Consider the following 25,005-nt stretch of genomic DNA (forward strand, 5'->3'; position numbering starts at 1 on the left):
GTCCCTGACAAATGTCATACGGATAGTGTGGAAGGCATGAACCCCCAAGTCACTGCCACTAAAGGAATTGCCGTCCAGCGGGGAATCAGAGCCACCTGGTGGTACACGTACGGTTCCGTGGTGTTTGTGGCGATCACATCTTTGGCGATGGTGGTTTTCTATTCGTTTGCTACCTCGGCGCCATCGTGGATTCGAATGACGGTGACTATCTCCACTGTGGTTCTTGTCATCACTCTGTGTTGGCTTTCAGCGCGGTTCAAGGCAGGTGCTTGGCAGGGCTTTCCGCCCTTTCGTGCGGGTGAGGGCGAACCTTTCACCACGGGACTCGTAGTCCTCACCTGGGCAGCAGCATTCATCACGTGGGTCGCTACGCTGTGGCACCCAGCGCTCATGGTGATGGGAAGCGTTCCTCTGCAGATGGTTTTGTGGACGTGGATGATGCTCGACCCCACCAAAACCTGGGGAGGGTGGGCATTTGGCGTCTTAGCCGCCGTAGTCGCGCATGCGCTTCTGAGCAGCTGGCTTTACGGCGCATCGTCGCTCACTGCTGTAGCAGAGCCGGCAATGGTTCTTTTCGTCATGGCGTTCTACCCCATCACACTGATTCTTAGTCTCTGGTTCTGGGACATCATGCGGCAGCTTGAAAAGGCGCGGCATACCGAGGGCGAGCTTGCGGTGACGCGCGAACGCCTCCGATTCGCAGCCGACCTCCACGACATTCAAGGCCACCATCTCCAAGTGATTGCCTTGAAGACTGAGCTCGCCGAGCGCACTCTGGAAAAGAACCCTCACGTGGCTATGACCAATCTGCGCGAGGCCCGCGAACAGGCCAAGCTCGCCATGGAGGAGACTCGCGCGCTGGTCCACGGTTACCGCGAAGTCACCCTCGAACAGGAACTTCGTAATGCCGCCCAGGTCCTCACGTCCGCGGGCGTTGATTGCTCGGTTGAGCTCCCGGCTGACGGTTCTGCTTTCGGTTCCGTTTCCCCCGAGTACGACGGCGCAGCTTCCGTCCCAGCTCCCTCTCACCGACTCTTGGGTCACGTAGTCAGAGAAGGAACCACCAATATTTTGCGGCACTCAAGTGCTACGAAAGCGAGCATTCGGATGGTGGTGAGCGGCGGCGTCGTACGCCTGGAAATCCGGAATAACAACCCCGCGGAAGCCCCGGCTGCCGCGCAAGTTTCAGCGCATTCGGGGAATGGTATTGCGGGTCTGCGGGAGCGGGTTGTTGCGGCCGGCGGTCAATTGGAGGCGCGGCACGAGGCAGAGGAATTTGTGATGAGCGTGGCTTTGCCACAGGAGGTTTCGGCGTGATTCGAGTGTTGTTGGCCGATGATGAGGACTTGATCCGCGGAGCGCTCGTGGCGCTCTTGGGGCTTGAGGACGATCTCGAAGTTGTCGCAGAAGCGCGTGACGGCGTGGAAGCGATAGCGTTGGCGCGCGAGTTTCAGCCGGATGTGTGTGTGCTGGATTTGGAAATGCCGAATGCCGACGGGATCGAGGCGGCCGCCCAGATTTCACGGTCCGTGCCCACGCGCATCGTCATGGTGACGCGGCATGCCCGGCCAGGTGTTTTGCGGCGGGCGCTGGAGAACAAGGTGTCCGGTTTCGTGCCGAAATCGACGCCCGCGCAGGAACTCGCCCGCGTTATTCGAGATGTGGCTGCCGGAAAGCGGTATGTGGATTCCGAGATTGCCGCGGCTGCTCTGGCGGCCAACGATTGCCCGCTGACCGCGCGTGAATTGGATGTTTTGCGACTGGGGCGTGGGGGAGAGTCCATCGCGCGTATCGCTTCATCGATGGGGCTTGCGCAGGGAACCGTACGCAATTATGTGTCCACGATCTTCGCGAAACTCAACGTGGATTCGCGCCAAGAAGCTGCCCAGCGCGCGTGGGAAAACGGGTGGATTTAGCTTGTTTTTGGGGTTTTTGAAGTCTTTTCGGCGGAGGAGTAACGTATTTTCACGCCTAAAAGCGCGGGGCTTTAACTCAGTTGGTAGAGCGTTTCGTTCGCAATGAAAAGGTCACGGGTTCGATTTCCGTAAGCTCCACAGAATAAGAAGCCTAGCTTAATTGGCCACCTCGTGACCGTCCACCAGAAGCAGAGATAGGTCTGTCCGAACAGGAGCACTAGCGCCCCGAGTAAGAACCAGCCAACTGGCGTGCGGTATGGCGTGAGGCGCGCTACGGACGAACTCCAGACTCTCCCTCGTGAGACGACGATGCGTGGAGTATTGGAGACGGTGCGGCGGAAAGCCAAGCGCATTTCCGCCCTGGCAAGCAGCACGAATTGCGTGCTGAGGCAATGTTGAATTTTTCTCTCATCAGGCAATTAGCGGAAACGTTGCGAAATTTCTATTCGTCAAAAATGTGGATTATGAAAGAATCAGGGCTCGGATCGTAGCATCCCGGTCGAGCCGTCCGGCTCCCGCCTGCGACAGCACGACCCGCCCGAGCGGCGCGGCACCAAAGCAGTGTCTGAGCCTACCGGTAGCGTGGGGGATGGCACTTTGAACACAACACAAGACGCGCCCTTGGCGTGAAGGAGTACAACCCGATGAAGCGCAGGGAGGCACAATCACCCCGCCGCGGTAGCCACCAGGCGCTGCGGTCTCGTCGCTCTGCGCGGAGGGAGCGCTGATGACCTCCCCTCTGACTGACTACCAAGCGAAGTATTACGCGCACGAGCTGCAGCGTAGTTACGCCAACGACCACGTCGGTAAGCTCGCTGGCCTGCTGTTCGACGCGCAGGTGGAGCCGAAGCCGCACCAGATCGATGCGGCGCTATTCGCGTTGCAGACCCCGTTCCTGCCGGGCGTGATCCTGGCTGATGAGGTGGGCCTCGGGAAGACGATCGAGGCGGGCATCGTCATCTCGCAGTACTGGGCGGAGCGCCGTCGCAGCATCCTGATCGTTGCCCCGTCGAGTCTGCGGCAGCAGTGGCAGCAGGAGTTGTACGAGAAGTTCCTGATCCCGTCCGCCATCCTCGATCCGAAGTCGAAGGACTCGTTGCTTGCTGCAGCAGGCGGACGCTCGGCACAGGTGCTGATCTGTTCCTACGAGTTCGCGCTCCGCCACGAGACCTCGCTGCTCAAGGCGTGGGATCTCGTGGTCGCGGACGAGGCGCACCGGCTGCGCAACTTCTGGACGGGTAAGACCAAGGCCGCTGAGGCGGTGGCGCACATCGTCAAGGGTGCTTACAAGACGGTGCTGCTGACGGCGACGCCGCTGCAGAACAAGCTCGAGGAACTGTACGGGCTGGTGTCGATCTTCGACCCGAACTACTTTTACTCGCTCGATGCGTTCCGCGAGCGGTACGTAAAGAACCGTGATCTGGGTGGCGATGACGACCTGGTGGAGCGTGTCGCGACGGTCTCGAAGCGCACGCTGCGCCGCGACGCCGACAAGTACATTCACTTCACCAAGCGCCTGCCCCTGACGGTCGAGTTCACCCCATCACCCGATGAGGCGAGGCTCTACGAGCTGGTGAACGACTACCTGCAGCGTGATGAGTTGTTTGCCTTCGCGGGGAGTCAACGTCACCTCTCTGCTCTGATCATCCGTAAGCGCCTCGGCTCGTCGACCTATGCGGTCGCGAGCACGCTGGAGAACATCGCCAACCGTCTAGCGGACGAGGTTGCGGCCGGAAAGCGTCGTGATGGTCGTGGTGGTCTCGTGGCAGCTGACTTCGCGGTCGATGATGAGATCACCAGCGAGGAGTTGGAGGAAGCCGAGGAGATTGAGGGAACCGGCACCGGCTCGCGCCCCAAATCGTTGCCGATTGACGAATCGCTGCTCCAGGCGATGCGTGCTGAGGTTGCAGAGCTGCGTGAGTACGCCGCGCTTGCCCGCTCGATCACGGAGAACCAGAAGGCCGTCAAGCTCGGCGAGGCACTCGATCTTGGCTTCGAGCGGCTCCGCGAGCTAGGGGCTCCCCAAAAGGCCATCATCTTCACTGACTCGACCAAGACGCAGGAGTACATCGCTCGATCGCTGCGTGAGGCTGGGCGCGGCGACGGACTCGTCTTGTTCAACGGCTCGAACAGCGGGCCTGAGCAGACTGCAATCTACCAGGCATGGCTCAAGGCCAACCAGGACGGCGACCTGATCACCGGTATTGCTGCCGTGGATCGACGCAAGGCCCTCGTGGACTATTTCCGCGCCGAGGGCACGATCATGATCGCGACCGAGGCAGCGGCCGAAGGCATCAACCTGCAGTTCTGCTCCATGCTCGTCAACTACGACCTGCCTTGGAACCCCCAGCGCGTCGAGCAGCGCATCGGCCGCGTGCACCGCTTCGGACAGAAACACAACGTCGTCGTTGTGAACTTCTCGAACAAGGGCAACATCGCTGAGCAGCGCATCCTGGAACTGTTGACCAACAAGTTTCAGCTGTTCTCCAGCGTGTTCGGCGCAAGCGACGAAGTGCTCGGTGCGATCGAGGACGGGCTGGACTTCGAGAAGACGATCAGCGACATCCTCACCCGCTGCCGAACCGCCGACGAGCTGGATGCCGCGTTCCGTGAACTCGAGGGGCAGTATGCGGGAGAGATCTCGCGGGAGATGGCCAGCGCCAAGGCGAAGGTCTTCGACAACCTCGACCCGCACGTCCAGGATCGTCTCAAGGCGTATGACACGCAGTCCGGCGAGGTGCTCAACAAGTTCGAACGCCTGCTGCTCGCCGTAACCCGGCATGAGCTGAATAGATTCGCCACCTTCGAGGGCGACGGGCGCACCTTCGTTCTCAGCGAGTCACCCGTGCCGGATGTGCCGACCGGGCGCTACTTCTTCAAGTCGCTGCCGCTCGATAACGCTCACCAGTATCGCTACGCGAGCCCACTGGCCCAGTACGTCGTCGACGCTTCGAAGGCGCATGAGACACCAGCGCGGGAGCTGACCTTCTCGCTCGGGCAATCAGAGCGCGTCAGCAGCGCGATCCGGGCACTGGCGGGCACCAGCGGCGAGCTGACCGTGAACCTCGCGACCTTCCGCATGAAGGCCCGTGACGAGGATGTCTCCGAGTCCTACATGCTGGCCGGTGCCCTGACCGATGACGGCCAGTGGCTCGACGAGGAGTACGTCGCGGACGTCCTCGACCTGGCCTGTATCTCGGTCGGAGAGCAGCCCGTGGCGATCGACGAGTCCCGCTTCACGCCGCATCTTGATGCGCGACGGGCGGAGCTGGAGAAGGAAGTCCAGGGGCGCAACTCCCGCTACTACGACCAGCAGGAGGAGCTGCTCTATCGCAACCAGCAGGACCGCAAGGCCGAGCACGAGGGTGCCATCCGTGACTACCGGGCGAAGGAGAAGGGAGCCCGCAAGCTCTCTCGGCAGGCCGATGATCCGATGGAGCAGCTACGGCTCAAGAAGGAAGCCCGGAAGTGGGAGCAGCGTGCCGAGGAGGCTGACGAGGACTTCCGAGACGCGCGCAAGAAGCTCCGCGCGGAGGCCGACAAGTACCTTGAGCTGATCGAGCAGTCGCTCCAGGGAACCCAGGAGACCGAGCACCTGTTCACGATTCGCTGGCGGATAGCCACATAGACCACGGGTCATTCACACACCCGACACAACTTGTTGAAATCATGAAAGAGATTCACCCGAATGACTGACGAGATCTACGAAACACCATCCACTACTCCGAACTTCCAGACCGAGCTGGCAGCGCAGCTTGCCGATCTGGTGCCCGAGGCCATCGCCGACGGCAAGGTGGATATCGAGAAGCTTGAAGAACTGCTCGACAGTGACGCCGCTGACGGCAGTGAGCGGTTCGGACTGTTCTGGCCCGGCAAGAAGCGTGCCCTCCGCGCTGCGCAGGAGCCGACCACGGCGACGCTGAAGCCCGACTTTGAGAACTCGAAGGACTGGGACACGACACAGAACGTCTTCATCGAGGGCGACAACCTCGAAGTGCTCAAGATCCTACAAAAGCACTACCACGCCAAGATCAAGCTGATCTACATCGACCCTCCGTACAACACCGGCAAGGACTTCGTCTACCCAGACAACTACAAGGAGGGCCTCGACACTTACCTCGAGTGGACGCGCCAGGTCAACGAGGAAGGCAAGAAGGTCACGACCAATGCCGAGACCGAGGGACGCTACCACTCCAACTGGCTCAACATGATGTATCCGCGCCTCAAGCTGGCGCGGAACCTGCTCACCGATGACGGCGTCATCGCAGTATCGATTGACGAGAACGAAGTAGCCCAGTTGCGAAAACTGATGGACGAGGTCTTTGGCGAAAGCAGATTTCTGGGTCAACTTGCTGTCCAGAACAATCCGCGTGGGCGGGCGCAGGACAAGTACTTCGCTACCAACCATGAGTACGTCTTGCTCTACTCGCGGAGTGAGTTGGAACGAGGGGCCGTGTCGATCGCGAAGAGCCGCGAGCAATTGCAGGCCGAGTATGGCGAGGAGGATTCGAATGGGTTCTTCCGACTCCTCGGGCTGCGCAACTCCCACCGAGAGTTCGGACGCTTCAACCGGCCGAACCTTTTCTATCCGTTGTTCGTAGCGCCGGACGGTGAGGTATTCCTTGAAACTGCCCTTGGCCGCGAAGAGGTGCTTCCGCTCTGGAATGACGGCTTCGAAGGATGTTGGACTTGGGGCGCACCGAAGGCGGCTGCAGAACGCCACCTGCTTCACGGTCGCATGTCTGGCGGCAAGATGCAGATCTTTGTGAAGGATTATGCGGACGGTGCGAAGCGCAAGTTGAAGACGCTACTCGTCGAAAAAGAGTACTCCACGGACGCAGGCCAACGTGCATTCAGCTCGCTGTTCGACTCGAGTGACAAGCTCTTTCAGGCACCAAAGTCACCATACCTCCTGGCGGACTTGATCGAGGCATCGACCGCAGAAGGCGACATGGTACTTGACTTCTTCGCCGGTTCGGGGAGTACGGCCCACGCGGCGTGGCTGCTCGCAGCGCGCGGTGGAGGCGAACGTCGCTGGATCGCCGTCCAACTCCCGGAGCCAACTCCGACGGATTCCGCCGCGAGAGCAGCGGGTTACAAGACTATCGCTGAGCTCAGTCGGGCTCGTATCGAGCGAGCGGGAACACAGATGGCTTTGGAAGCTGACGAGTCGATCGACTTGGGTTTCCGTTCCTACAAGTTGGCCGACACGAACTTCTCGAAGTGGCGCCTTTCAAGTGATGTTGAGGAAACCGTGCTCCAGCAGCACCTGCTTAGCCTTCGTGACAGTGCGACTGATGATGCGACTGCCGATGAGCTGCTCACTGAGATCCTCCTCAAGCAGGGTTACTCGTTGACCGAGAACATCTCGGCTGCTGAGGTCGGTGGGCTTGACGTTCGCCTTGTGCGTGACCGTGATGGCGACGTTGCCGTGTTGGCGTACCTGAATGAGCATGTCAAGCCGACGCTTGAGCAGCTCCGCGCGCTTGTCGATGAGGAGCCGACGCGGATCATCGTGCTCGAGGATGCCTTCCAGGGCGATGACGAACTCAAGACCAACCTGGCCCAGCTCGCGAAGAGCAAGGGTATTGAGATCTGGACGGCGTGAGCATGAAAAACAACACAGCGAGCGGATCAGGGTTTCAGTTCGACGCCAGTCAGCCGTATCAGCTGGATGCAATCGCGTCCGTGGTCGACCTGTTCGATGGGCAGCCGAAGGATGCAGAGAAGCTGGTCACGACGTTGCGTGGTGCAGCGGTGCTGCCTGAGTCCGATCAGGCCGCGCTCGACATTGACCTCACCCAGGAGGTCGGAGCGGTCGGTAACAGCCTCGTGCTTGACCGCGACCTAATCCTCGCGAACCTACAGCGTGTGCAGGACCGGAACGGCCTCGAGGTCGGGCCGTCGCTTGCGGGCGACGCGCTCGATTTCGATATCGAGATGGAGACCGGTACGGGCAAGACGTATGTCTACCTGCGCACGATCTTCGATCTGGCCGTCCGGTACAACTTCACGAAGTTCGTGATTCTCGTGCCGAGCGTGGCGATTCGCGAGGGTGTCAGCACGAGCATCCGGCTCATGCGCGAGCACTTCGAGAACCTCTACAAGCCGCAGGGCATCACCTTCGACGCCTCGATCTACAGCGGCAAGAGCGCCGAGGAGGTGCAGTCGTTCGCGACCTCGACGAACGTGCAGATCCTCATCATGACGATCGACTCGATCCGTGGCAACGCGAACACCCGCATCATCCACCAGACGCGCGACAAGCTGAACGGCCTGCGCCCGATTGACTACCTGAAGGCGACCCACCCGGTCGTGATCATGGACGAGCCGCAGAACATGGAGTCGCAGCTGTCGCAGTCGGCGGTCGGTGAACTCGATCCGGTCTTCACTCTGCGCTACAGCGCGACTCACAAGAAGCAGCGCAACGTCGTCTACCGGCTTGACCCCGTTGACGCTCACGACCTCGGACTGGTGAAGCAGATTGTTGTGGCCGAGGTGGCCCAGCAGGGTGCCGACGCGACGCCCTATATCAAGCTGGTCGAGGTGCGGCGTGAACCATCGTGGTCGGCCCGCCTGGAGCTGTCCTGCCGTAAGGCCGATGGCTCGCTTGAACGGCGCATCGTGAGCGTGAAGCAGCATCAGGAGCTGTCGGATGCGCGCTTGACGAACAACCCGATCTACGAGGGTTGGCGTATCAACGAGATGAGCATCGAGCCCGCGTACGTTGACCTCACCTCGCACGGCTTCCTTTATGAGGGTGAGAGCATCGGTGCCTCGGCCGGCGCGATCTACAAGGAGATGATCCGCGAGACCGTTCGCGAGCACCTGCGTAAGGAGTCGATGCTGCGCGCCAAGGGCATCAAGGTGCTCAGCCTCTTCTTCGTCGACAAGGTCGCCAGCTACCTGGGCGACGGCACGAACAACGACGACGCGAACGGTGACTTCGTGCAGTGGTTCGATGAGGTCTTTGCCGAGGAACGCGCGAAGTCGGCGCGCTACCAGGAGTTGCTGCCGCAGGCGCCGAGCGAGCTTCGCCGGGCGTACTTCTCCCAGATCAAGCGCGGCAAGACGATGACCTTTCAGGACTCGTCTGGCACGACGAAGGCCGATGACGACGCCTATGAGCTGATCATGCAGCAGAAGGAACGGCTGCTCGACGAGAACGAGCCTGTCCGGTTCATCTTCAGCCACTCTGCCCTGCGCGAGGGCTGGGACAACCCGAACGTCTTCCAGATTTGTACCCTGCGCGAGATGGGCGCGGAGACAGAGCGCCGCCAGACCCTCGGCCGCGGACTCCGCCTCCCTGTTGCGAAGACGAAGGTGGGCTACGCCCGTGTCGCTGACCGGGGCATTGCGACGCTGACGGTCGTGGCGAACGAGTCGTATACGAAGTTCGCGGACGCGCTCCAGCGTGAGTACAAGGACGCTGGTGTCGAGATCGGTCGGGTGCGTAGGGCTGAGTTCTCGAAGATCCCGCTACAGGACGAGAACGGCGCGCTCACCGACGACCAGTTCGGCTACCAGCGCTCCGTCCTCGTGTGGGAGCACCTCAAGGACAAGGGCTTCATCGACAAGGACGGCGCGGTCACCCCGAAGTTTCAGCCGAAGCAGCTCGGCTTCGATCTCGCCCTTCCGGTCGACTTTGTCTGGGCCGAGCCGATCATCATCGAGCTGGTTGAGCGCGCCAACATCGGCAAGTACGTCAAACCCGTCAGCAAACGTCAACCGCGCGTGCTCAACAAGCAGCTCTACTCGAATCCGGAGTTCGAGGAGTTCTGGGAGACGATCAGTCAGAAGACCACCTACCGCGTCAAGGTTGGTCGCGACCAGCTGATCGAGAACGCTGTCCGTGCGATACGGGAAGCGCCGCAGATCGATGCGCTGCGTATCCAGGTGACCCGTGCCGGAGTCAGGGTGCTTCGAGGCGGCGCCAAGGGTGAAGAGCTCGGCACCCGCTCGGCGGATCTCAAGGGCAGCTACGACCTGCCCGACATCATCACGGAACTGCAGGAGGCCACTTCCCTTACCCGCAAGACCATTGTCGACATCCTGATCGGCAGTGGCCGGCTGGGCGAGTTCATCGGCAACCCGAACGACTTCATCGCGATGACCAAGCGTGCCCTCCAGGACGAGCTGGCGAAGATCGTGGTCGACGGTATCCAGTACGAGCGGATCGCAGGCTCGGTCTACGAGCTGCGCGAGTTGCAGCGGGACGGCGAGGAGGAGAAGGAGCGCTTCCTCGACCAGATGTACAAGGTGCAGCACACCCAGAAGACCGACTTCGACTACGTCATCTTCGACTCGGATGTCGAGCGCCAATTCGCGGAGCTGCTCGACTCTCGCGAGGACATCAAACTGTTCATGAAGCTGCCCGCAAAGTTCAAGATCGACACCCCAGTCGGCCCGTACAACCCCGACTGGGCGATTATCAAGCAGGAGGACGGCGAAGACCGGATCTACATGATCCGTGAGACGAAGAGCACGCTCGACGACTCGAAACTCCGACCGACCGAGCTTGCGAAGATCAAGTCTGCCAAGCGCCACTTCGAGGCCATCGGTATCGATGACTACGCACGAGCAGTCCCGGGAGCGTGGAAGCTATGACCTCCTCCTACCCGCTCTGGTCAGATGAGCCTGCAACCCAGGATCTGCTGGCCTTTCGCGCGGTCGCAGAGACGGCTGCGGATGCGATCTTCGATGACGGACTCGATCCCGTGGCGATCGGTCTCTCCGGTGCTTGGGGTAGCGGCAAGACGAGCGTCCTCGAGCTGATCAAGTCCGAGATCAAGGAGCGCTCCTCGGGTAGCGAGCGTGAGGTGCTGGTCATCCCGACGCAGCCCTGGCTCTACGACCCGGCAGTTGGCCCCAAGGAGAGCCTCATCGCCGAGGTGCTGGGTGCGCTCAGCAAGGAGTTCAAAGAGACGGATCCGGTTGGCCAGGCTGGCCTCGAAGCATTCAAGAAGCTCGTCCGCAAAGTGAACTGGTCGAAGGCGGTCAAGATGGCCGCCAAGACCGCTATCACGATGCAACTGCCGAACATCGATGACGTCTTCGGCCTAGTTAGCGACGAGCCCGACAGTCTCGACAGCGAGAAAGGCATGGCTGCCTTCCGCGAGGAGTTCGAGGCGTTGTTGGCCGATCCTGCACTGGCCCACCTGTCACGTGTGGTTGTGCTCGTCGATGATCTCGATCGCTGCCTGCCGGACACCGTGGTCGAGACCCTTGAGGCGATCCGGCTGTTTCTTTCGGCCAGGGGAATGTCCTTCGTCATCGCAGCCGACGAGGATCGCGTGGCGGAAGCTATTCAGCAGAAGTTCAAGACGGCTGCACCAAAGAACGAGGACGAGGATCCAGCGAAGCTCTACCTGCATAAGATCGTCCAGACGACGATCCCGCTCCCTGCGCTGAGTCGATTCGACACCGAGGCATATCTCTTCCTGCTGCTTGCGAAAGCGGAGATGGATAACGATGAGGAGGTATATACAGCCTTTGTCGCCAAGTGCGACGAGCTCCGCATCGGTGGAGGCAGTCTGGACGATCTTGAGATCGAGGACGGCACTCCACTGGCTGAGCATCTGGTCACAGCCACACGCCTGACACCGATCCTCTACGAGAAGTTCCACGGCAACCCGCGACGGATCAAACGGTTCCTAAACGATCTGAATGTGCGCCAGGCGGTTGCTCGGCGTCGTGGGTTCGAGCTGGAGGCGGACGAGGTTGCGAAGCTCATGGTGCTGGAGCGGATCCTCACCGATGACTTCGAGACGGTACTCGGCTGGCTTGCGTCTAACCAGCTGCGCGACAAGCTCGACGCTCTCGATGTTGCCGCCAACGGCCGCGTTGAGGAGGTCGAAGAGACAACACCCGAGGCAACCGGGGATGATGGGCAGGACGAGGGGCGCGCTAAGAAGAAGGCGGTCACTCCGGTACCGGAACAGGAGTCAGCCCGCGATGATGACTTCAGCGACACTCTTCGGCGCTGGGCGAAGCTCCCGCCCGCACTCGACGCCTCTGCTATCTCGGGGTACCTCTATCTGGCAGCGTCGTTCGCCAAGATCGAGGTCATTGACGCAGGGCTACCTGAGCGTCTCCGTGACCTGGCGGTCGCGCTGACGTCGAGCCTGAAGCTCGACCGAGCGGGTGTCACCGATGAGACTCTGAGACTGCTGCCCGAGAGCGACGCCCAGATTCTGGTTGGACATCTCGGACGCCGTACTCGCGACCAGCCCGCTCTGCAGAAGTTCACGATCGAGAGCCTGCTTCGCCTTGCGGCCCAGCAGCCGACAACCCAGCCGAACGTGGTGGCGGCGCTACGAGGTCTCCCTGCGGGAGACGTTGAGCCAGCAACGATTATCAAGCTTCGACCCCTGGATCAGGCGATCTATCGGCCGGTGCTTGAGACCTGGCGGGCTGGGTCAGACGACCAGCAGCTCCAGCAGTCTGTGGGCATCGTCGAGACGGCGTGGAGCAGCAATGGGAACTAGCGGTTCATTCGGCGGCAGCGGTGGCAAGGACGCAGGTGACCTCCGCGACAACATTGCGGCGTGGCTTGATACTGCAGGTGGGCCAGGTGGTGCCGATGGTGCTGACACGAGCGGCGCGGATGGAGCCGACCACTCTTCCGATCCGCCGCGTCCCGGAACGCCGGGGCAGCCGCGAGTAGACCTCGGGCCGGCGCTTCGCGTACTGCTCAACTCGCGCGGCCGCGGTGGGCGCAGCGACGGCCCGGGCGGTGGCGGCGGCGGTTCCCGAGGTGGAGGCGGTGGCCGCTCATCGGGTGGCGCCACGCGCTCCGTCGGCCGGGTCTCTCGGGCAGCTGGGCGAGCTGGGCGGCTTGCGCTTGCCTACTCGTCGGGCAACCGGGAGGCCCTGCGCGAAGCTGGCCTCAACTATGACGAGCTGCAGTCGCTTGGTGACCCTGTCGCTATCGGGCTCAAGATCATCGAGACTGCCTTCGAGGCCCAGGCCGACAGCACACTTGCGGATGCTGAGGAGCGCGACATCGTCGCGACCGTCGTTGAGTGGATCCTGGAGCAGCCTGCCGATCATCCGCCAACGCCGGAGGATGTCGTCAGGAAGTCGATCGAGACGACCATCGCGGAGACCGCGCTGACCGAGGTGTCAGCGACGATCTACGCCAAGGACGCCAGCTTCGAGAAGCGCCGTAGCCTGGAGCGTCAGATCCGTGATGTGGCAGCGGAATACGCGGTCCAGGCAACCCTGAACCCGGCAGGCGCGACCGAGCAGCAGATGGCGCAGGCCATCGAGAACGGCATCCGCGACATCGGGCAAATCTTCGGAGTCACGTCATGAGTCGGCTCCTACTCACCCTCTCCGAGGCCACCGCTGACGCTGCCCTGCTGGACGGCAACTTCGACGAGGTGTTCCTCTGGACACACAACGGCCGGACGACCTTCACCGGAGGCGTTGATCCGCACCTGGCTGACCTTGGCGTGGTGAATGTGCGTAACGTCGACCTTGTCCGAATCGCTCTGGGAGTACTCGCCACCGATCGCTCCGTACTTCGAGAGGGCGGTGGCTCGAGCTGGAACGCGAGGGAGTTCGAGCTCACCGTGGAGGTGGGCGATCCCCACGTCTGGGCATCACACGCCGAGCAGCTGGCCAGCACAGTCGGCTTCCTATCGGGCGACCACTGGTCGTTCAGTTTCACACAGGCGCCTGAAGCCGGTGAGGCCGGGCTTCCAATCGAGGAGCAGCACCACGACCGGACGGTACTCCTCAGCGGTGGTGCCGACTCGGCTGCCGGTGCACTCCTTTCAGCGGTTGATCTGGGCAAGGACCGCTCGCAATCGCTGGTGTCGCAGTACAGCTCAACGGCGATCTCCCCGGTACAGCAGCGCATCGTTGGCGCCATCACTGAACTAGCGCCCGGCATCCGGCAGGTACACCGTCAGTTCCATCTTCATCGCGGCTCGAAGCGTCTGGGCGGCTCATCGTTCCGCAGCGAGACATCGACTCGATCGCGCTCGCTGCTGTTCCTGGCGCTGGGACTCGCCGTCGCTGAACGCGCTGGCTCGACGCTCTGGATCCCCGAGAACGGCTTTGCATCGCTCAACCCGCCACTTGGCCCTGACCGTCGGGGCAGCTTGTCGACGCACACGACCCATCCGCGCTTCCTGCGCGAACTGTCCGCCTTGATGCAGAGCGTCGGCGGACATAGCATTATCGAGAATCCCTTCGAGGCCCTCACGAAGGGCGAGATGTTCCGCCGGGTAGCGGACGCGGTCGGAGTCGACGCCGCCTCGACCTACCTCAGTAACACCAACTCCTGCTCGCACACGGACGCGCGCTACAGCGGTGCTCCCGTGGGATCATCTTGCGGCGTGTGCTTCGGCTGCCTCGTTCGCCGTGCGGCCTTCGTAGCTTCTGGCGTTCCCGACATGACCACCTATCTCGTGAACGATCAGATCGGTGGCTACAACACGTTTGTCCGGCAAAAGTCGATCGTTGAGCCTCTCCGGGACTTCGTCGATCGAGGTATTCGTGCACGCGATGTGATGGCTATGTCGCTCCCCGAGGGCTACTCAGCGCAGGATGCCCTTGCCCTGTCTCAGCGGGGAGCCGACGAACTTCGAGGGCTCTTCTGATGACGCCCCAGCTTCCCCCACTTGATCTGCACGCGCATATCAGTCCAAAGACGCGCCCAGCCGATCTTGAGCGGCTCGGTGCGGTCGTGTTCGCGGCCACCAGGTCTCTGGATGAGTACGAGTCCGTCAGGGACCGTCATGACCAGGTCACGATCTGGGGTGTGGGCTGTCATCCGGGCGTGGTGCAGGCGCAGTGGGAGTTTGACGCCGAGAGGTTCGTCTCGCTGATCGCTTCGGCGGCCTTTGTGAGTGAGATCGGGCTGGATCGACGCTCCAAGCTGCCGCTCGACGAGCAGGAGCTAGTTCTCTCCTCGATCCTTGGCGCGCTGCAGCGCACGCCGCGCATCGCTTCCATCCATAGCTCCGGCGCGCCAGGGCGCGTGCTCGATGCCCTGGAACGAACTCCAATCAGGGGGGCAGTTCTCCACTGGTGGCGCGGCGACAAGGCGCAAACGCGCCGAGCAATCGAGCTCGGCTGCTGGTTCTCAATCAACGCGGCGGGTATGAATTACCCGGACGATGTAGCGCTGATCCCGCCTGAACGGATTCTCACTGAGACCGATCACCCTTCTGGCGACCGAACCTCGGCGGTGCCGCGACAGCCGGGAGCTGTCGCTGATGTTGAGAAGGCTCTTGGGGAGGTCTACAAGATCGGTGTGCGAGCCGTGCGTGCACAGGTCTGGACGAACCTGGTTAGCCTTGTGGACGAGACAAACGTTGTCGGTCTTCTTCCGGCTGCCGTACAGCGGATGATCGCGTTCGCGCGGACGAACGAGGCGACGCGATGAAACCTGCCAAGGAGACTAAGGCTGTCAAGCTCCCGTTCGAGACGGGCGAATACCTCATCACGTGGCAAGTGCCGGATCGTAAGGGTGGACGCGCCGGGGTCCCGGGGCTCCTCACTGTCGAGCAAGGGAAATATCCGAGCGGCATTCTCTTCGGTGACCTGCCGATCGAGTGGGTGTCCGAGGGTGCCACAGGCGTTGCCTCGTTCCCGCAGCGGCACCGCTTTGATACCCTCACGGGCCGACTCTCGAGTGGCGCTTACGTCGCCCTGATGAATGGAGAACTCAGCTACAGCTTCCCTGGAAACGGTCGGGCGATCGGTGCATTTGCCGTCCTGTCCCTCGATAGTTTCGACTCTTCAGAGCAACGGAAGTACGCCTCGATTGAGCTTCAGATCGAGGGGTTGGAGTCGGTTGCAGGAGTAGCCCCGATCTCGCACGTGAACATGCCGATGAAAGCCGGCGATGAGCCAGTCTGGACGGCCACAGTCGACAAGGAAGCGAAGCTCGTCTGGGATACGGGCGGACAGTCGATGACGTTCAGCTACGACTATTCCGTTCGTGCACTCGACGGCTACGAGTTTCGGATGGCCTTCGGCCCTGTCCTGCGCCTGACCTCGGGGGAACCTCTGACGGTTGCCGATTGGTGGCTTGAGCGGGTTCGACCCCTTCGACAGCTCATTTCGCTCCTGACAGGTTCCCCGCGCGAGATTCGGTACCTACTTGCGGTGGTCAATGAAGCCGCGCCCCGCTCGCACCGCGACCAGGTGTTCGGCTGGGATATCACCCACGCACCCGTGAACTCGACGCGCGCGGCAGTTGAGGAGATCCGTTCAGCGGTCAGTCTGGCGGGCGACAATCTGAGCCTGCTCGACCTGTTGCACGCCTGGCAGCGCCAGGTAGCTGCCAGGCATCCGCTCTTTGAGACCTACGGTGCGATGGCGACGGCCAGTGACCAGCACCCCCGCTCACGCTTCCTTCTTCTGTTGCAGGCACTCGAAGGATCGTATGGCTTTGAGAATCGAGCCAAACACGAAGCGGACAGGGAGAATTTCGGGGTAAAGCGAGAGGGCGTGATCGCACGAGTACAGGAATTGTTGGACAAGGCAGATCTCTCCTTCATCAACAAGCACCTCCGCAAGGAAGCGCAGCAGGGTCTCGATTCAGCGCTTGCCGATCTGCTGAAGCGGTTGCCCGATGAGATCCCCGACGGACTCGCGAAAAGCGAACTCGTCAAGATCGTCCGCGCGCAGCACAACGGCAAGGACACGCTGCCACTCCAAACTGCGCTCACGAGGGCACGAAACACGCTGTCCCATGGCTCAGGATCGTTCGATCCCGAGCACCTGGCAGTCGTGGCTGACATTCTCGAGCGGGCGGTGCGTTCTGAAGCCATCCGATTGCTTGGTGCTCCGCTCGGCGCGCAGGAACGCGCAGCCAAGAATCAGCCGGGCTGAGGTCCTGATGATGATGATGACTTATTGGAGGGCCATCTCCCGACTGCCCAGTTCCCTCACCTGCTCAGCGCACCGAACACTTCGCTTATGAACAATCGATCATCATCGGCTGCATCCATGCCAATCTCTCGTGCGGACCCCTCGGCTCCTGAGCTTGTTGAGGACAGTCATGGCGTCGAAGCCGAGGCGGCCTCCGGCTTTTTGAAGCGAGAGGCTCTGGATGTAGAGGCGGATCATCTCCTTCACCTGGTCCGCCTACGGCGGATTGCGGCGCAAGGTTACGCCTGCCCGATTGAGAACTACACTCGCGGTGACTCGATGGATGCCGTGCTCGCCCGCGATTTCATAGGCGATCCGACCTGCGCGGTAGCCTTCAAGGATCTTTTCTTCGATATCAGCATGGAGCTTCTTCCCCAAACATGCGGCACGTGGCGGCTGGCTCGACCGCTTCAGTGCCATGCTTCCGATCTGGCCACGGGCTTCTGCTACTAGACTATCGACTTTGCGGACTGTCTCGTTTTGATTGCAGTAAGTCCGTAGGAGCCCCACTCAGGCACCTGTGTATCTGGGTCGGATTGGCTACCGCACTGCTGCCAGTGCAATGCAACCGGAATCGCCTTAGTCTTCTGATCCCCGCATCGAAAGCTACTCCGAACCTAGTCAGCAAACTACGTAAGGGACCGACTCGGAACACCTGTACCGTTGAAGGTATGGGGACGCCACCGCGGCGTTCCCGACAGGACGTGAATAATGGCTACGGCAACAACCCTTTCTATGGGTGTACTGGGAACTTCGAAGAAGATCGACGAGCGCCGGGTGCCAATCCATCCAGCTCACTTTGAGCGTATCCACGAGGACTATCGACACCGCATCATGGTGGAATCCGGCTACGGCGAGCCCTTCGGCATGGACGATTCAGAAATCGCCAAATTTGTGGGTTCAATCGGCACGCGCACCGAGGTGATTGCGGCTTCTGACATTCTGCTGTTGCCCAAGCCGCAGCCTTCAGATCTTGAAGACATGAAAGATGGACAGATCTTGTGGGGCTGGCCGCACTGCGTGCAAGACGATGCCATCACGCAACTGGCCATCGATAAAAAGCTGACGCTGATCGCTTTCGAAGCGATGAATCACTGGGGCCCCGACGGCAGCTTCGGGCTGCACGTCTTCCACAAGAACAACGAGCTGGCCGGCTACGCCTCGGTCATCCACGCGCTGTCTTTGGCCGGCTCAACTGGCGATTACGGCCGCAGGCTCAGCGCCGCGGTGATCGGTTTCGGTGCGACGGCGCGTGGTGCAGTCACTGCGCTTCTTGCGCACGGAATTAACGACGTTCACGTGCTGACCAGTCGGGCAGTCGCGGCGGTCGCTTCGCCCATCCACTCGGTGGACATGGTGCAGTTCGATCAGGTCGACGATTCCCTTGAGGCCATCACCGAAGAGGGCCGCTGGCCGCTCGCGAACTATTTGGCCAAGAGCGACATCGTCGTGAACTGCACGCTGCAGGACCCTAATGATCCGCTGATGTACGTGCGGAATTCGGATCTTGAAGTCTTCACTCCTGGCAGCATCATCATCGATGTCTCCTGCGACGAAGGCATGGGATTTGAATGGGCGAAGCCAACCACTTTCGCAGACCCGATGTTCAAGATCGGCCACAACATCAACTACTACGCGGTTGACCACAGCCCGTCCTACCTCTGGAACTCGGCGAGCTGGGAAATCAGCGAGGCGCTTCTGCCATTCATCAGCGTGGTGCTCGATGGCGAAGAAGCCTGGGATAAGAGCGAGCCGATTCGTCGCGCGATCGAGATCCGAAATGGCATGATCCAGAACCGTGCCATCCTCGCTTTCCAGAAGCGTGATGAAGATTATCCATACGCTCGGAGCGGCAAGAAATAGCAGATCTGAGGCCGATAAAACTCCGCCTAGGGCGTTAGGGCAGAAAGTGTACAAGCAACTTACACAAGTAGCTTGTACACTTTCTGAGTGCCTCATGACTCTTCACCTGACGAACTGACGACGCGCTCGTTCTACGAAGCGCTGTACCCGTTCTCCCTCCGCTTCAATTCCCGGCGGACACTTTCGCCCGGAAAATTGGGCGTTCTGCGCCATCTCGCGGAGCACGGTCGTGCATCAACCACGGAACTCGCGGCCGTGGTTCAAGTCAGCCAGCAAGCAATTTCGCTCGCTACAAAAGAGCTCGAACACTTGGGATTTACTGCCCGCATCCCGGACGACGACGATCGCCGTCGTACCTGGATAACGCTCACCAAAGCGGGCCAACAGAAATTGACGGAAGAATTGGACGCCGGCGTCACTTGGCTGCAAACGGCCATCCAGGAACGTCTCTCTAACGACGAGCGCGCCATTCTTCGCGCTGCCATTCCTGTCCTTCAGAAGTTGGGATCAGAGGCGGCCGATGACTGAAGCGCGATCTAAACTCGGGCCGGCGCTTATTTACGCGGCTCTGTCGACGGCTATCGTCAGCTCTTTGGGCATGCTCTTGGTGCCCACTATTTCGCGGGAAATGAATGTTTCCGTGAGTGCGGCGCAGTGGATGCTGACGGCGAACCTTCTGGTGGGCGCCGTGGCGACGCCGGTCATGGGGCGTATCAGCGATGGGCCGCATAAGAAGCGGCTGTTGTTGTGGTCTCTCACCATCATCTTTGTTGGATCCGTGATCGCAGCGACGGCGCCGAACTTCTCCATCTTCTTGGTCGGTCGTCTATTGCAGGGTCTGACGTATGGAATTGTGCCGGTGACGATTGCTTTGGCTCGCCGTTATGTAACGCCTGACAAGGTGCGTTCTGCCATCTCGAGTCTGTCCGTCACGGTGGCGACGGGTATCGGCATTGGTTATCCGCTGACAGGCATCATCGCGGGACTCTTCGATTTCCGATTCGCTTTCTGGTTCGCAGCGCTCTTTGTTGTCAGTGCCATCATTGTGGTGCTTCGCGTGGTTCCCGCGGGCCCAGATGAGATGGCTCCACGGACTCCCTTCGACTTTGCTGGCGCGGTCTTGCTGGGTCTCGGCCTGGGGTTGCTCTTGCTCGGCATCAGTGAAGGCCCCAACTGGGGCTGGGGATCGCTGCTGACCATCGGCACGTTCTTGGTTTCCGTCATCACTTTGTGGGCGTGGGTCAAGGTTGAATTGGCGTCTGAACACCCGCTCATCAACTTGCGCGTCCTGGGAAACGGCGAGGTGCTGCTGGCTAACAGCACGGCCATCGGCCTAGGTGCCGTGATGTATCTGGGGCTTTCGATCTCCAGCTTGATTGCTCAGGCACCGGCGGCCACTGGCTACGGCATCGCGCTTCCGGTGTTCTGGGCAGGTTGGGTGATGTTCCCGCTCTCGGTGGGTAGCTTCACGGCAAACCGCTTGGTTCGCAAGGTGTCCCACCGCATCCCTCTGGCAACGCTTCTTCCGGTGGGCTCATGCATCATGGCCGCATCCGCATTTCTTATGTGGCTGTCCCATGCGCATCTCTGGGAGATCCTCCTTGGCATGTTGGTGCTTGGTCTGGGAATGGGCACGAGCTATGCCGCAATGCCTGGCCTGATTGCACGCAGTGTCGCAGCGGAAGAACTTGGTAGCTCGGTCAGCTTCAATCAGGTTCTCCGAACTGTGGGTAGCTCCTTCGGAACCGCCGTCTCGGGTGCGGTGCTCGCGGCACACATGGCGCCGGACGCTCACCCGACTGCCGAAGGCATCAATCTGACTCTCGCCATTAGTGCGGGCCTTGCTGCTGTCGTGTTTATTGCGCTGCTCATTCACGCACTGATTTCGCGTCCCAAGCAGTCTCCTATTCACCGGAAATAGTTTCTGCGGATTAGACAAAAGGGGAAGATCGCACCAACCGCTGATGGTTGATGCGCGGGTCATGTTGACCACGCCGCGCTCTCCACCTACGCGGGTAGTCCGAATGACCCATAGTTATTATGCTGGAGGCTCGCTCAGTGCCTTATTGACTCATAGGCGGCCAGAGCCTCGCCGCGAGAGTCGGACAGATCCACAACGGGTTCGAGGTTGGCGCTTTCAGGAGCCCAGTAGTTGACGTAGAGGCCGTCTTGATCGAACTTCTTTTGCTGCGTTTGTGGGTTGAAGATGCGAAAGTACGGTGAGGCATCGCGCCCGCAACCTGCTACCCATTGCCAGTTAAAGGGATTGCTGGCTTCATCCGCGTCGACGAGCGTGTCCCAAAACCACTCTTCACCCACCCTCCAGTCCACCAGCAGATTCTTCGTCAAGAAGGATGCCGCCACCATGCGGACTCGGTTATGCATGAAGCCGGTTTGCCACAGCTCTCGCATGCCTGCGTCTACTATCCCGTACCCGGTGTTGCCTTGTTGCCAAGCTTGAACCTCGTCGCCGACCCCCTTGCTCCATGGGAAGTCTTGATACTTCTGGTTGAGCGATCGTTGGTGAAGGTCTGGGAATGCGTAAGCCGTGTGCCAAGCAAACTCGCGCCATCCAAGTTCGGAAAGGAATACTTCAACTTCTTGATTCGCTGCGCGGCTGATATGCCAGATCGTTCGTGGGCTGATTTCTCCAAAGCGTAGGTGGGGAGATAGCTCAGAAGTAGCGCTTCGCGCTGGAAAATCACGCTCTTCGTGATACCTAGTCACGGCTCTCTCCAGGAAATGGGTGAGCTTTTCGAGTGCCTTCGCTTCGCCGGGTACCCAGCGGTCGTGAAATCCGCTCCACCAACGAGGAGTTGCGGGCTGAAGATTCCATGCCGTGAGGTCTTCGCTATACGGTTGCTGGCCACCTGGGATCAGTGTGGTGGGAATGGGAAGCGGATGGTCGGGTTCGGGCGACCTCAAGCATGCTCGCCAAAACGCTGAATACACAGCATAGGGATCCCCGCTGGAATTAGCGACTGTCCACGGTTCGAACAATAGATTGCCGGGGTAGGAGTGGGCAGTGATTCCACGAGCGGTGAGCGACTCTTTAAGTCGAGCATCGAGAGCCCGGGCCGCTCCGTACCTGCGGTTCCAGTGCACAGCGGTGGCTCCGACCTCTGACACCACCTCGGTGAGCACCTGTTCTGCGGGGCCGCGACGCAGAATCAATGGAATGGAATAGGTGGCCAGGGAACGCTCAAGTTGTTGGAGTGACTCGTGAAGCCACCATCGAGTGGCACTTCCAAGGGGACGGACTTCGGCAGTTTCGTCATCGAGTACGTAAAGCGCCACGATTCCGTCCGGATCTTTCGCCGCCGCACTGAGAGCCGCGTTATCTGCAAGCCTTAAATCGTCTCGGAACCACGTGATAGCGACCATGAGCTGATTCTATCGTTGCGCTCATCATCGATATCGCCTGGGACGAAGGCACGGGCTGTGAATGGGTCAAGCCAACGGCCTTCGCTGACCTGATGTTCAAGATCGGTCACAACATCAACTATTAAGCCGTGGACCTCTGGCCATGCCTGGATTGATTTCGCCTCCAAAGCAGCTTGCGAAGCATCGGAAGGAGCAGTCGGAGTTCCGAAAGACGAGGCTCGCGAAGCTGAGCCTGCCCGCAGGGCCGAGCTGCGCCGTCGTCCTCAAGAAGTGCGCACAAGAATGTGTTGCAACTCACTATCTCCATAGGTACTATTGAACCAATCAACTAACTATGCACATAGTTAGTTTCGAAAGGACAACCCATGAGCACGAATACCGTGACCGCCAAGATTCTGCCCCACCCGTTGAACGCCTGGTACGTCGCGGCGTGGGATCACGAAGTGACCAGAAAGCCCATGTCACGCCAAATTGCCAACCGTCCGGTGGCGTTTTATCGCACGGAAGACGGGCGCGCTGTGGCGCTCGCCGACGCGTGCTGGCACCGCCTCGCTCCGCTGTCTCAGGGCAAAACCGTGGGCAAGGACGGGTTGCAGTGCCCCTATCACGGCATCGTCTACAACTCGGCGGGCCGCTGCGTCTCCATGCCCGCTCAGGAAACCATCAACCCGAGCGCCACGGTTCCGAGCTTCCCTGTGGTGGAGCGCTACCGCTACGTGTGGATTTGGTTGGGTGATCCAACGCTCGCGGACCCTGAACTGGTGCCGGATATGTTCCAGATGACTTCGGACGAATGGGCCGGCGACGGCCTCACCATTCACGCGGACTGCAACTACCAGCTCATCCTGGACAACCTCATGGATCTCACGCACGAGGAATTCGTGCACTCGTCCTCGATTGGGCAAGAAGAGCTCAGCGAATCCGAGTTTGTGGTGACGCACGAAGGTAACCGCGTCACTGTCACGCGCTGGATGCACAACATCGATGCGCCGCCATTCTGGCTCAAGAACATGCGGGACAAGTTCCCTGGTTTCGAGGGCAAGGTGGATCGCTGGCAGATCATCCACTTCGAAGCGCCCGGCACCATCCGCATTGATGTGGGTGTTGCGAAGGCTGGAACTGGTGCACCGGAGGGGGACCGCAGCCAGGGTGTCAACGGCTTTGTCATGAATACCATCACCCCGGAAACAGACCGCTCGAGCCACTATTTCTGGGCCTTCATGCGCAACTACCGCTTGGACAGCCAGCTCATCACCACGCAATTGCGCGATGGCGTGCACGGCGTTTTCGCCGAAGACGAGGCCATGTTGCAAGCGCAGCAAGCCGCGATCGACGCGAACCCTGACTACCAGTTCTACAACCTCAACATCGACTCCGGTGGCATGTGGGTGCGCCGCATCCTCACCGCAATGCTGGAGGCCGAAGGCCGGTTGGTGGCGTCCTAATGGCGGTTTCACAAACGCAGGTGTGGCAATCGGCGATCGTTGTTGAGGTCTCCGAGATTGCGCGCGACATCAAGCGCATCGTTTTTGCTCCGGAATTGCCGGTGAAGGCGGAGCCTGGCTCCCACATTGATCTGCTGGTGCAGATTGATGGCGAGGACGTTCAGCGCTCTTACTCGGTGGTGGATTCGTCCGAGGATGGTTCGCGGATTGCCATCAGCGTGTTCAAGGCGCCGCTGTCTCGCGGTGGTTCCGAGTTCATGCATACGGTTTCCGTGGGGGATTCGATGCGGATCACGCAGCCGCTCCAGAACTTCCCCCTGCGGGTTGGCGCGCAGAAGTACGTGCTGCTTGCGGGTGGCATTGGCGTGACGGCGATTGCGAATATGGCTCGGGTCTTGAAGCGACTCAAGGCGGATTACAATCTGGTTTTCGTGGGTCGTAGCCGTGAGGCGATGGCGTATTTCGCGGAGCTCGAGGCTGAGCATGGCGAGCGACTCCAAGCCCACATTGACGACGAGGGCACGTCGCTGAAGATCCCCGAACTGCTATCTGACGTGGACCAAGACACCGAGCTGTACATGTGCGGACCCATCCGACTCATGGATGCCGTCCGACGCACCTGGATTGAGCGCGAGCTCGATCTGCCGAACCTTCGCTACGAAACTTTCGGCAACAGCGGCTGGTTTGATCCGCAAGAATTCTTGGTCCGCGTGCCGAAGCTGGGCTTGGAAGTGGTGGTCCCGCCGGATCGCTCCATGCTCGAGGCGCTGGAAGATGCCGGCGCGGACATGATGTTCGATTGCCGCAAGGGCGAATGCGGGCTCTGCGAAGTGCGCATCACCGAGCTCACCGGCGTGATCGACCATCGCGACGTGTTCTATAGCGAACGCCAGCAGCGACTGAATCAGAAGATGAACTGCTGCGTTTCGCGGGTGGTGGGGGTTGCTGGCAAGGCTTCTGAAGGTGCCAGCGCGCAGCGCGCCGTGGTCACTATTGAGGCTCACTAAGCCCGGATTCTTCGGAAATTACGACGACGCCGCTCGGGGACATTGTTCCCTTGCGGTGGCGTGACGATTTGGCTCGAGATCTAACTGTCATACCTTGACCGTAGAGTCGTAACTATCAATCACTTCGAGAGTTAGGTGGGGCAAGTGGGAATTGTGCGTTACACAAACTGGGTGGATTTTTACAAGGATGTCATTGCCGTATCCAACGCCACCAAGGTGCATCCGGACACCGTCACTCTAAACATGTATACCGATGGCGTTCGGCAAGACCTAGGCGAACTCCCAACTCCGCCGTGGTACATCAATCAGGACGGAAGCCTCAAAGAGGACTAGGACTTGGCGTTTAGGACAGACGCCAAGTGACGGCGAACTATCTCGATGTCTCGCTCGTGATCCTGCTGGATCTTCCTCTTCTTTACACAGAAGTCTGACATGCGGATGATGACGAGATTCTTTCCCGTCTTGGGTGAGATAACTCCCAGTACTTCGTCGAAGTGT

At 60.4% G+C, this 25,005-nt stretch carries 18 protein-coding genes and 1 tRNA gene; 18 read left to right on the forward strand and 1 reads right to left on the reverse strand.

All coding sequences use genetic code 11. From position 1 onward, the window contains the following. The first annotated feature begins 36 nt into the window (after positions 1–36). The 15 genes from BKA12_RS10750 (at position 37) to BKA12_RS10820 (ending at position 20,592) form a co-directional block, all read left to right on the forward strand. Positions 37–1,317 (forward strand): sensor histidine kinase, encoded by a 1,281-nt coding sequence (locus BKA12_RS10750; protein ID WP_183643647.1) that lies wholly within the window; start codon positions 37–39, stop codon positions 1,315–1,317. Next, positions 1,314–1,916, forward strand: a complete 603-nt coding sequence (locus tag BKA12_RS10755) for a response regulator (protein ID WP_183643650.1) — start codon at positions 1,314–1,316, stop codon at positions 1,914–1,916. The genes BKA12_RS10750 and BKA12_RS10755 overlap by 4 nt, the downstream gene beginning before the upstream one ends. A gap of 65 nt (positions 1,917–1,981) precedes the next feature. Beyond that, positions 1,982–2,054, forward strand: a tRNA-Ala gene (locus BKA12_RS10760). A gap of 589 nt (positions 2,055–2,643) precedes the next feature. Next, a complete protein-coding gene (locus BKA12_RS10765; protein ID WP_183643653.1) occupies positions 2,644–5,544 on the forward strand; it encodes an SNF2-related protein in 2,901 nt (966 codons plus the stop codon). 60 nt (positions 5,545–5,604) lie between these two features. Continuing rightward, on the forward strand, positions 5,605–7,524 hold the full coding sequence (locus BKA12_RS10770) for a site-specific DNA-methyltransferase (protein WP_183643656.1): 1,920 nt from the start codon (positions 5,605–5,607) through the stop codon (positions 7,522–7,524). Positions 7,525–7,526: 2 nt separating this feature from the next. Beyond that, positions 7,527–10,523 (forward strand): restriction endonuclease, encoded by a 2,997-nt coding sequence (locus BKA12_RS10775; RefSeq protein WP_183643659.1) that lies wholly within the window; start codon positions 7,527–7,529, stop codon positions 10,521–10,523. After that, positions 10,520–12,403: a KAP family P-loop NTPase fold protein gene (locus BKA12_RS10780; protein ID WP_183643663.1), complete on the forward strand. Its 1,884-nt coding sequence runs from the start codon at positions 10,520–10,522 to the stop codon at positions 12,401–12,403. Before BKA12_RS10775 ends, BKA12_RS10780 begins: the two co-directional genes overlap by 4 nt. Continuing rightward, positions 12,393–13,232 (forward strand): hypothetical protein, encoded by an 840-nt coding sequence (locus BKA12_RS10785; protein ID WP_183643666.1) that lies wholly within the window; start codon positions 12,393–12,395, stop codon positions 13,230–13,232. The genes BKA12_RS10780 and BKA12_RS10785 overlap by 11 nt, the downstream gene beginning before the upstream one ends. Then, positions 13,229–14,527, forward strand: coding sequence for an adenine nucleotide alpha hydrolase family protein (locus tag BKA12_RS10790; RefSeq protein WP_183643669.1), 1,299 nt, complete (start codon positions 13,229–13,231; stop codon positions 14,525–14,527). The genes BKA12_RS10785 and BKA12_RS10790 overlap by 4 nt, the downstream gene beginning before the upstream one ends. Next, complete coding sequence (locus BKA12_RS10795) at positions 14,527–15,315, forward strand: TatD family hydrolase (RefSeq protein ID WP_183643672.1); 789 nt, start codon at positions 14,527–14,529, stop codon at positions 15,313–15,315. The genes BKA12_RS10790 and BKA12_RS10795 overlap by 1 nt, the downstream gene beginning before the upstream one ends. Then, positions 15,312–16,769: an ApeA N-terminal domain 1-containing protein gene (locus BKA12_RS10800; protein WP_183643675.1), complete on the forward strand. Its 1,458-nt coding sequence runs from the start codon at positions 15,312–15,314 to the stop codon at positions 16,767–16,769. Before BKA12_RS10795 ends, BKA12_RS10800 begins: the two co-directional genes overlap by 4 nt. 87 nt (positions 16,770–16,856) lie before the next feature. Beyond that, positions 16,857–17,261, forward strand: a complete 405-nt coding sequence (locus BKA12_RS10805; protein WP_183643678.1) for a hypothetical protein — start codon at positions 16,857–16,859, stop codon at positions 17,259–17,261. Positions 17,262–17,516: 255 nt separating this feature from the next. Then, on the forward strand, positions 17,517–18,671 hold the full coding sequence (locus tag BKA12_RS10810) for a N(5)-(carboxyethyl)ornithine synthase (protein WP_418303760.1): 1,155 nt from the start codon (positions 17,517–17,519) through the stop codon (positions 18,669–18,671). Positions 18,672–18,758: 87 nt separating this feature from the next. Beyond that, entirely contained in the window at positions 18,759–19,199 is a 441-nt protein-coding gene (locus BKA12_RS10815) for a MarR family transcriptional regulator (RefSeq protein ID WP_221228084.1), read from the forward strand. Beyond that, positions 19,192–20,592 (forward strand): MFS transporter, encoded by a 1,401-nt coding sequence (locus tag BKA12_RS10820; RefSeq protein WP_183643681.1) that lies wholly within the window; start codon positions 19,192–19,194, stop codon positions 20,590–20,592. Before BKA12_RS10815 ends, BKA12_RS10820 begins: the two co-directional genes overlap by 8 nt. 134 nt (positions 20,593–20,726) lie before the next feature. On the opposite strand, the gene BKA12_RS10825 is transcribed toward BKA12_RS10820, so the two are convergent. Beyond that, positions 20,727–22,055 (reverse strand): cryptochrome/photolyase family protein, encoded by a 1,329-nt coding sequence (locus tag BKA12_RS10825; RefSeq protein WP_183643684.1) that lies wholly within the window; start codon positions 22,053–22,055, stop codon positions 20,727–20,729. 365 nt (positions 22,056–22,420) lie between these two features. On the opposite strand from BKA12_RS10825, the gene BKA12_RS10830 reads away from it, so the two are divergent. From BKA12_RS10830 to BKA12_RS10840, 3 genes are all read left to right on the forward strand, one after another. Beyond that, on the forward strand, positions 22,421–23,500 hold the full coding sequence (locus BKA12_RS10830) for a Rieske 2Fe-2S domain-containing protein (RefSeq protein WP_183643686.1): 1,080 nt from the start codon (positions 22,421–22,423) through the stop codon (positions 23,498–23,500). Then, positions 23,500–24,507 carry a PDR/VanB family oxidoreductase gene (locus BKA12_RS10835; protein WP_183643689.1) on the forward strand — a complete coding sequence of 336 codons (1,008 nt, stop codon included), beginning with the start codon at positions 23,500–23,502 and terminating at the stop codon, positions 24,505–24,507. Before BKA12_RS10830 ends, BKA12_RS10835 begins: the two co-directional genes overlap by 1 nt. Positions 24,508–24,678: 171 nt before the next feature. Further along, positions 24,679–24,840, forward strand: coding sequence for a hypothetical protein (locus BKA12_RS10840; RefSeq protein WP_183643692.1), 162 nt, complete (start codon positions 24,679–24,681; stop codon positions 24,838–24,840). Positions 24,841–25,005 lie beyond the last annotated feature (165 nt).

It is taken from the genome of Neomicrococcus lactis, from assembly GCF_014200305.1.
GTDB lineage: Bacteria > Actinomycetota > Actinomycetes > Actinomycetales > Micrococcaceae > Neomicrococcus > Neomicrococcus lactis.

What these genes read in the sequence shown, in the direction of transcription:
- BKA12_RS10750 (WP_183643647.1), top strand. Translation starts at nt 37, where the DNA reads ATGAACCCCCAAGTCACTGCCACTAAAGGAATTGCCGTCCAGCGGGGA.
- BKA12_RS10765 (WP_183643653.1), top strand. Translation starts at nt 2,644, where the DNA reads ATGACCTCCCCTCTGACTGACTACCAAGCGAAGTATTACGCGCACGAG.
- BKA12_RS10770 (WP_183643656.1), top strand. Translation starts at nt 5,605, where the DNA reads ATGACTGACGAGATCTACGAAACACCATCCACTACTCCGAACTTCCAG.
- BKA12_RS10775 (WP_183643659.1), top strand. Translation starts at nt 7,527, where the DNA reads ATGAAAAACAACACAGCGAGCGGATCAGGGTTTCAGTTCGACGCCAGT.
- BKA12_RS10780 (WP_183643663.1), top strand. Translation starts at nt 10,520, where the DNA reads ATGACCTCCTCCTACCCGCTCTGGTCAGATGAGCCTGCAACCCAGGAT.
- BKA12_RS10785 (WP_183643666.1), top strand. Translation starts at nt 12,393, where the DNA reads ATGGGAACTAGCGGTTCATTCGGCGGCAGCGGTGGCAAGGACGCAGGT.
- BKA12_RS10790 (WP_183643669.1), top strand. Translation starts at nt 13,229, where the DNA reads ATGAGTCGGCTCCTACTCACCCTCTCCGAGGCCACCGCTGACGCTGCC.
- BKA12_RS10795 (WP_183643672.1), top strand. Translation starts at nt 14,527, where the DNA reads ATGACGCCCCAGCTTCCCCCACTTGATCTGCACGCGCATATCAGTCCA.
- BKA12_RS10800 (WP_183643675.1), top strand. Translation starts at nt 15,312, where the DNA reads ATGAAACCTGCCAAGGAGACTAAGGCTGTCAAGCTCCCGTTCGAGACG.
- BKA12_RS10805 (WP_183643678.1), top strand. Translation starts at nt 16,857, where the DNA reads ATGAACAATCGATCATCATCGGCTGCATCCATGCCAATCTCTCGTGCG.
- BKA12_RS10820 (WP_183643681.1), top strand. Translation starts at nt 19,192, where the DNA reads ATGACTGAAGCGCGATCTAAACTCGGGCCGGCGCTTATTTACGCGGCT.
- BKA12_RS10825 (WP_183643684.1), bottom strand. Translation starts at nt 22,055, where the DNA reads ATGGTCGCTATCACGTGGTTCCGAGACGATTTAAGGCTTGCAGATAAC.
- BKA12_RS10830 (WP_183643686.1), top strand. Translation starts at nt 22,421, where the DNA reads ATGAGCACGAATACCGTGACCGCCAAGATTCTGCCCCACCCGTTGAAC.
- BKA12_RS10835 (WP_183643689.1), top strand. Translation starts at nt 23,500, where the DNA reads ATGGCGGTTTCACAAACGCAGGTGTGGCAATCGGCGATCGTTGTTGAG.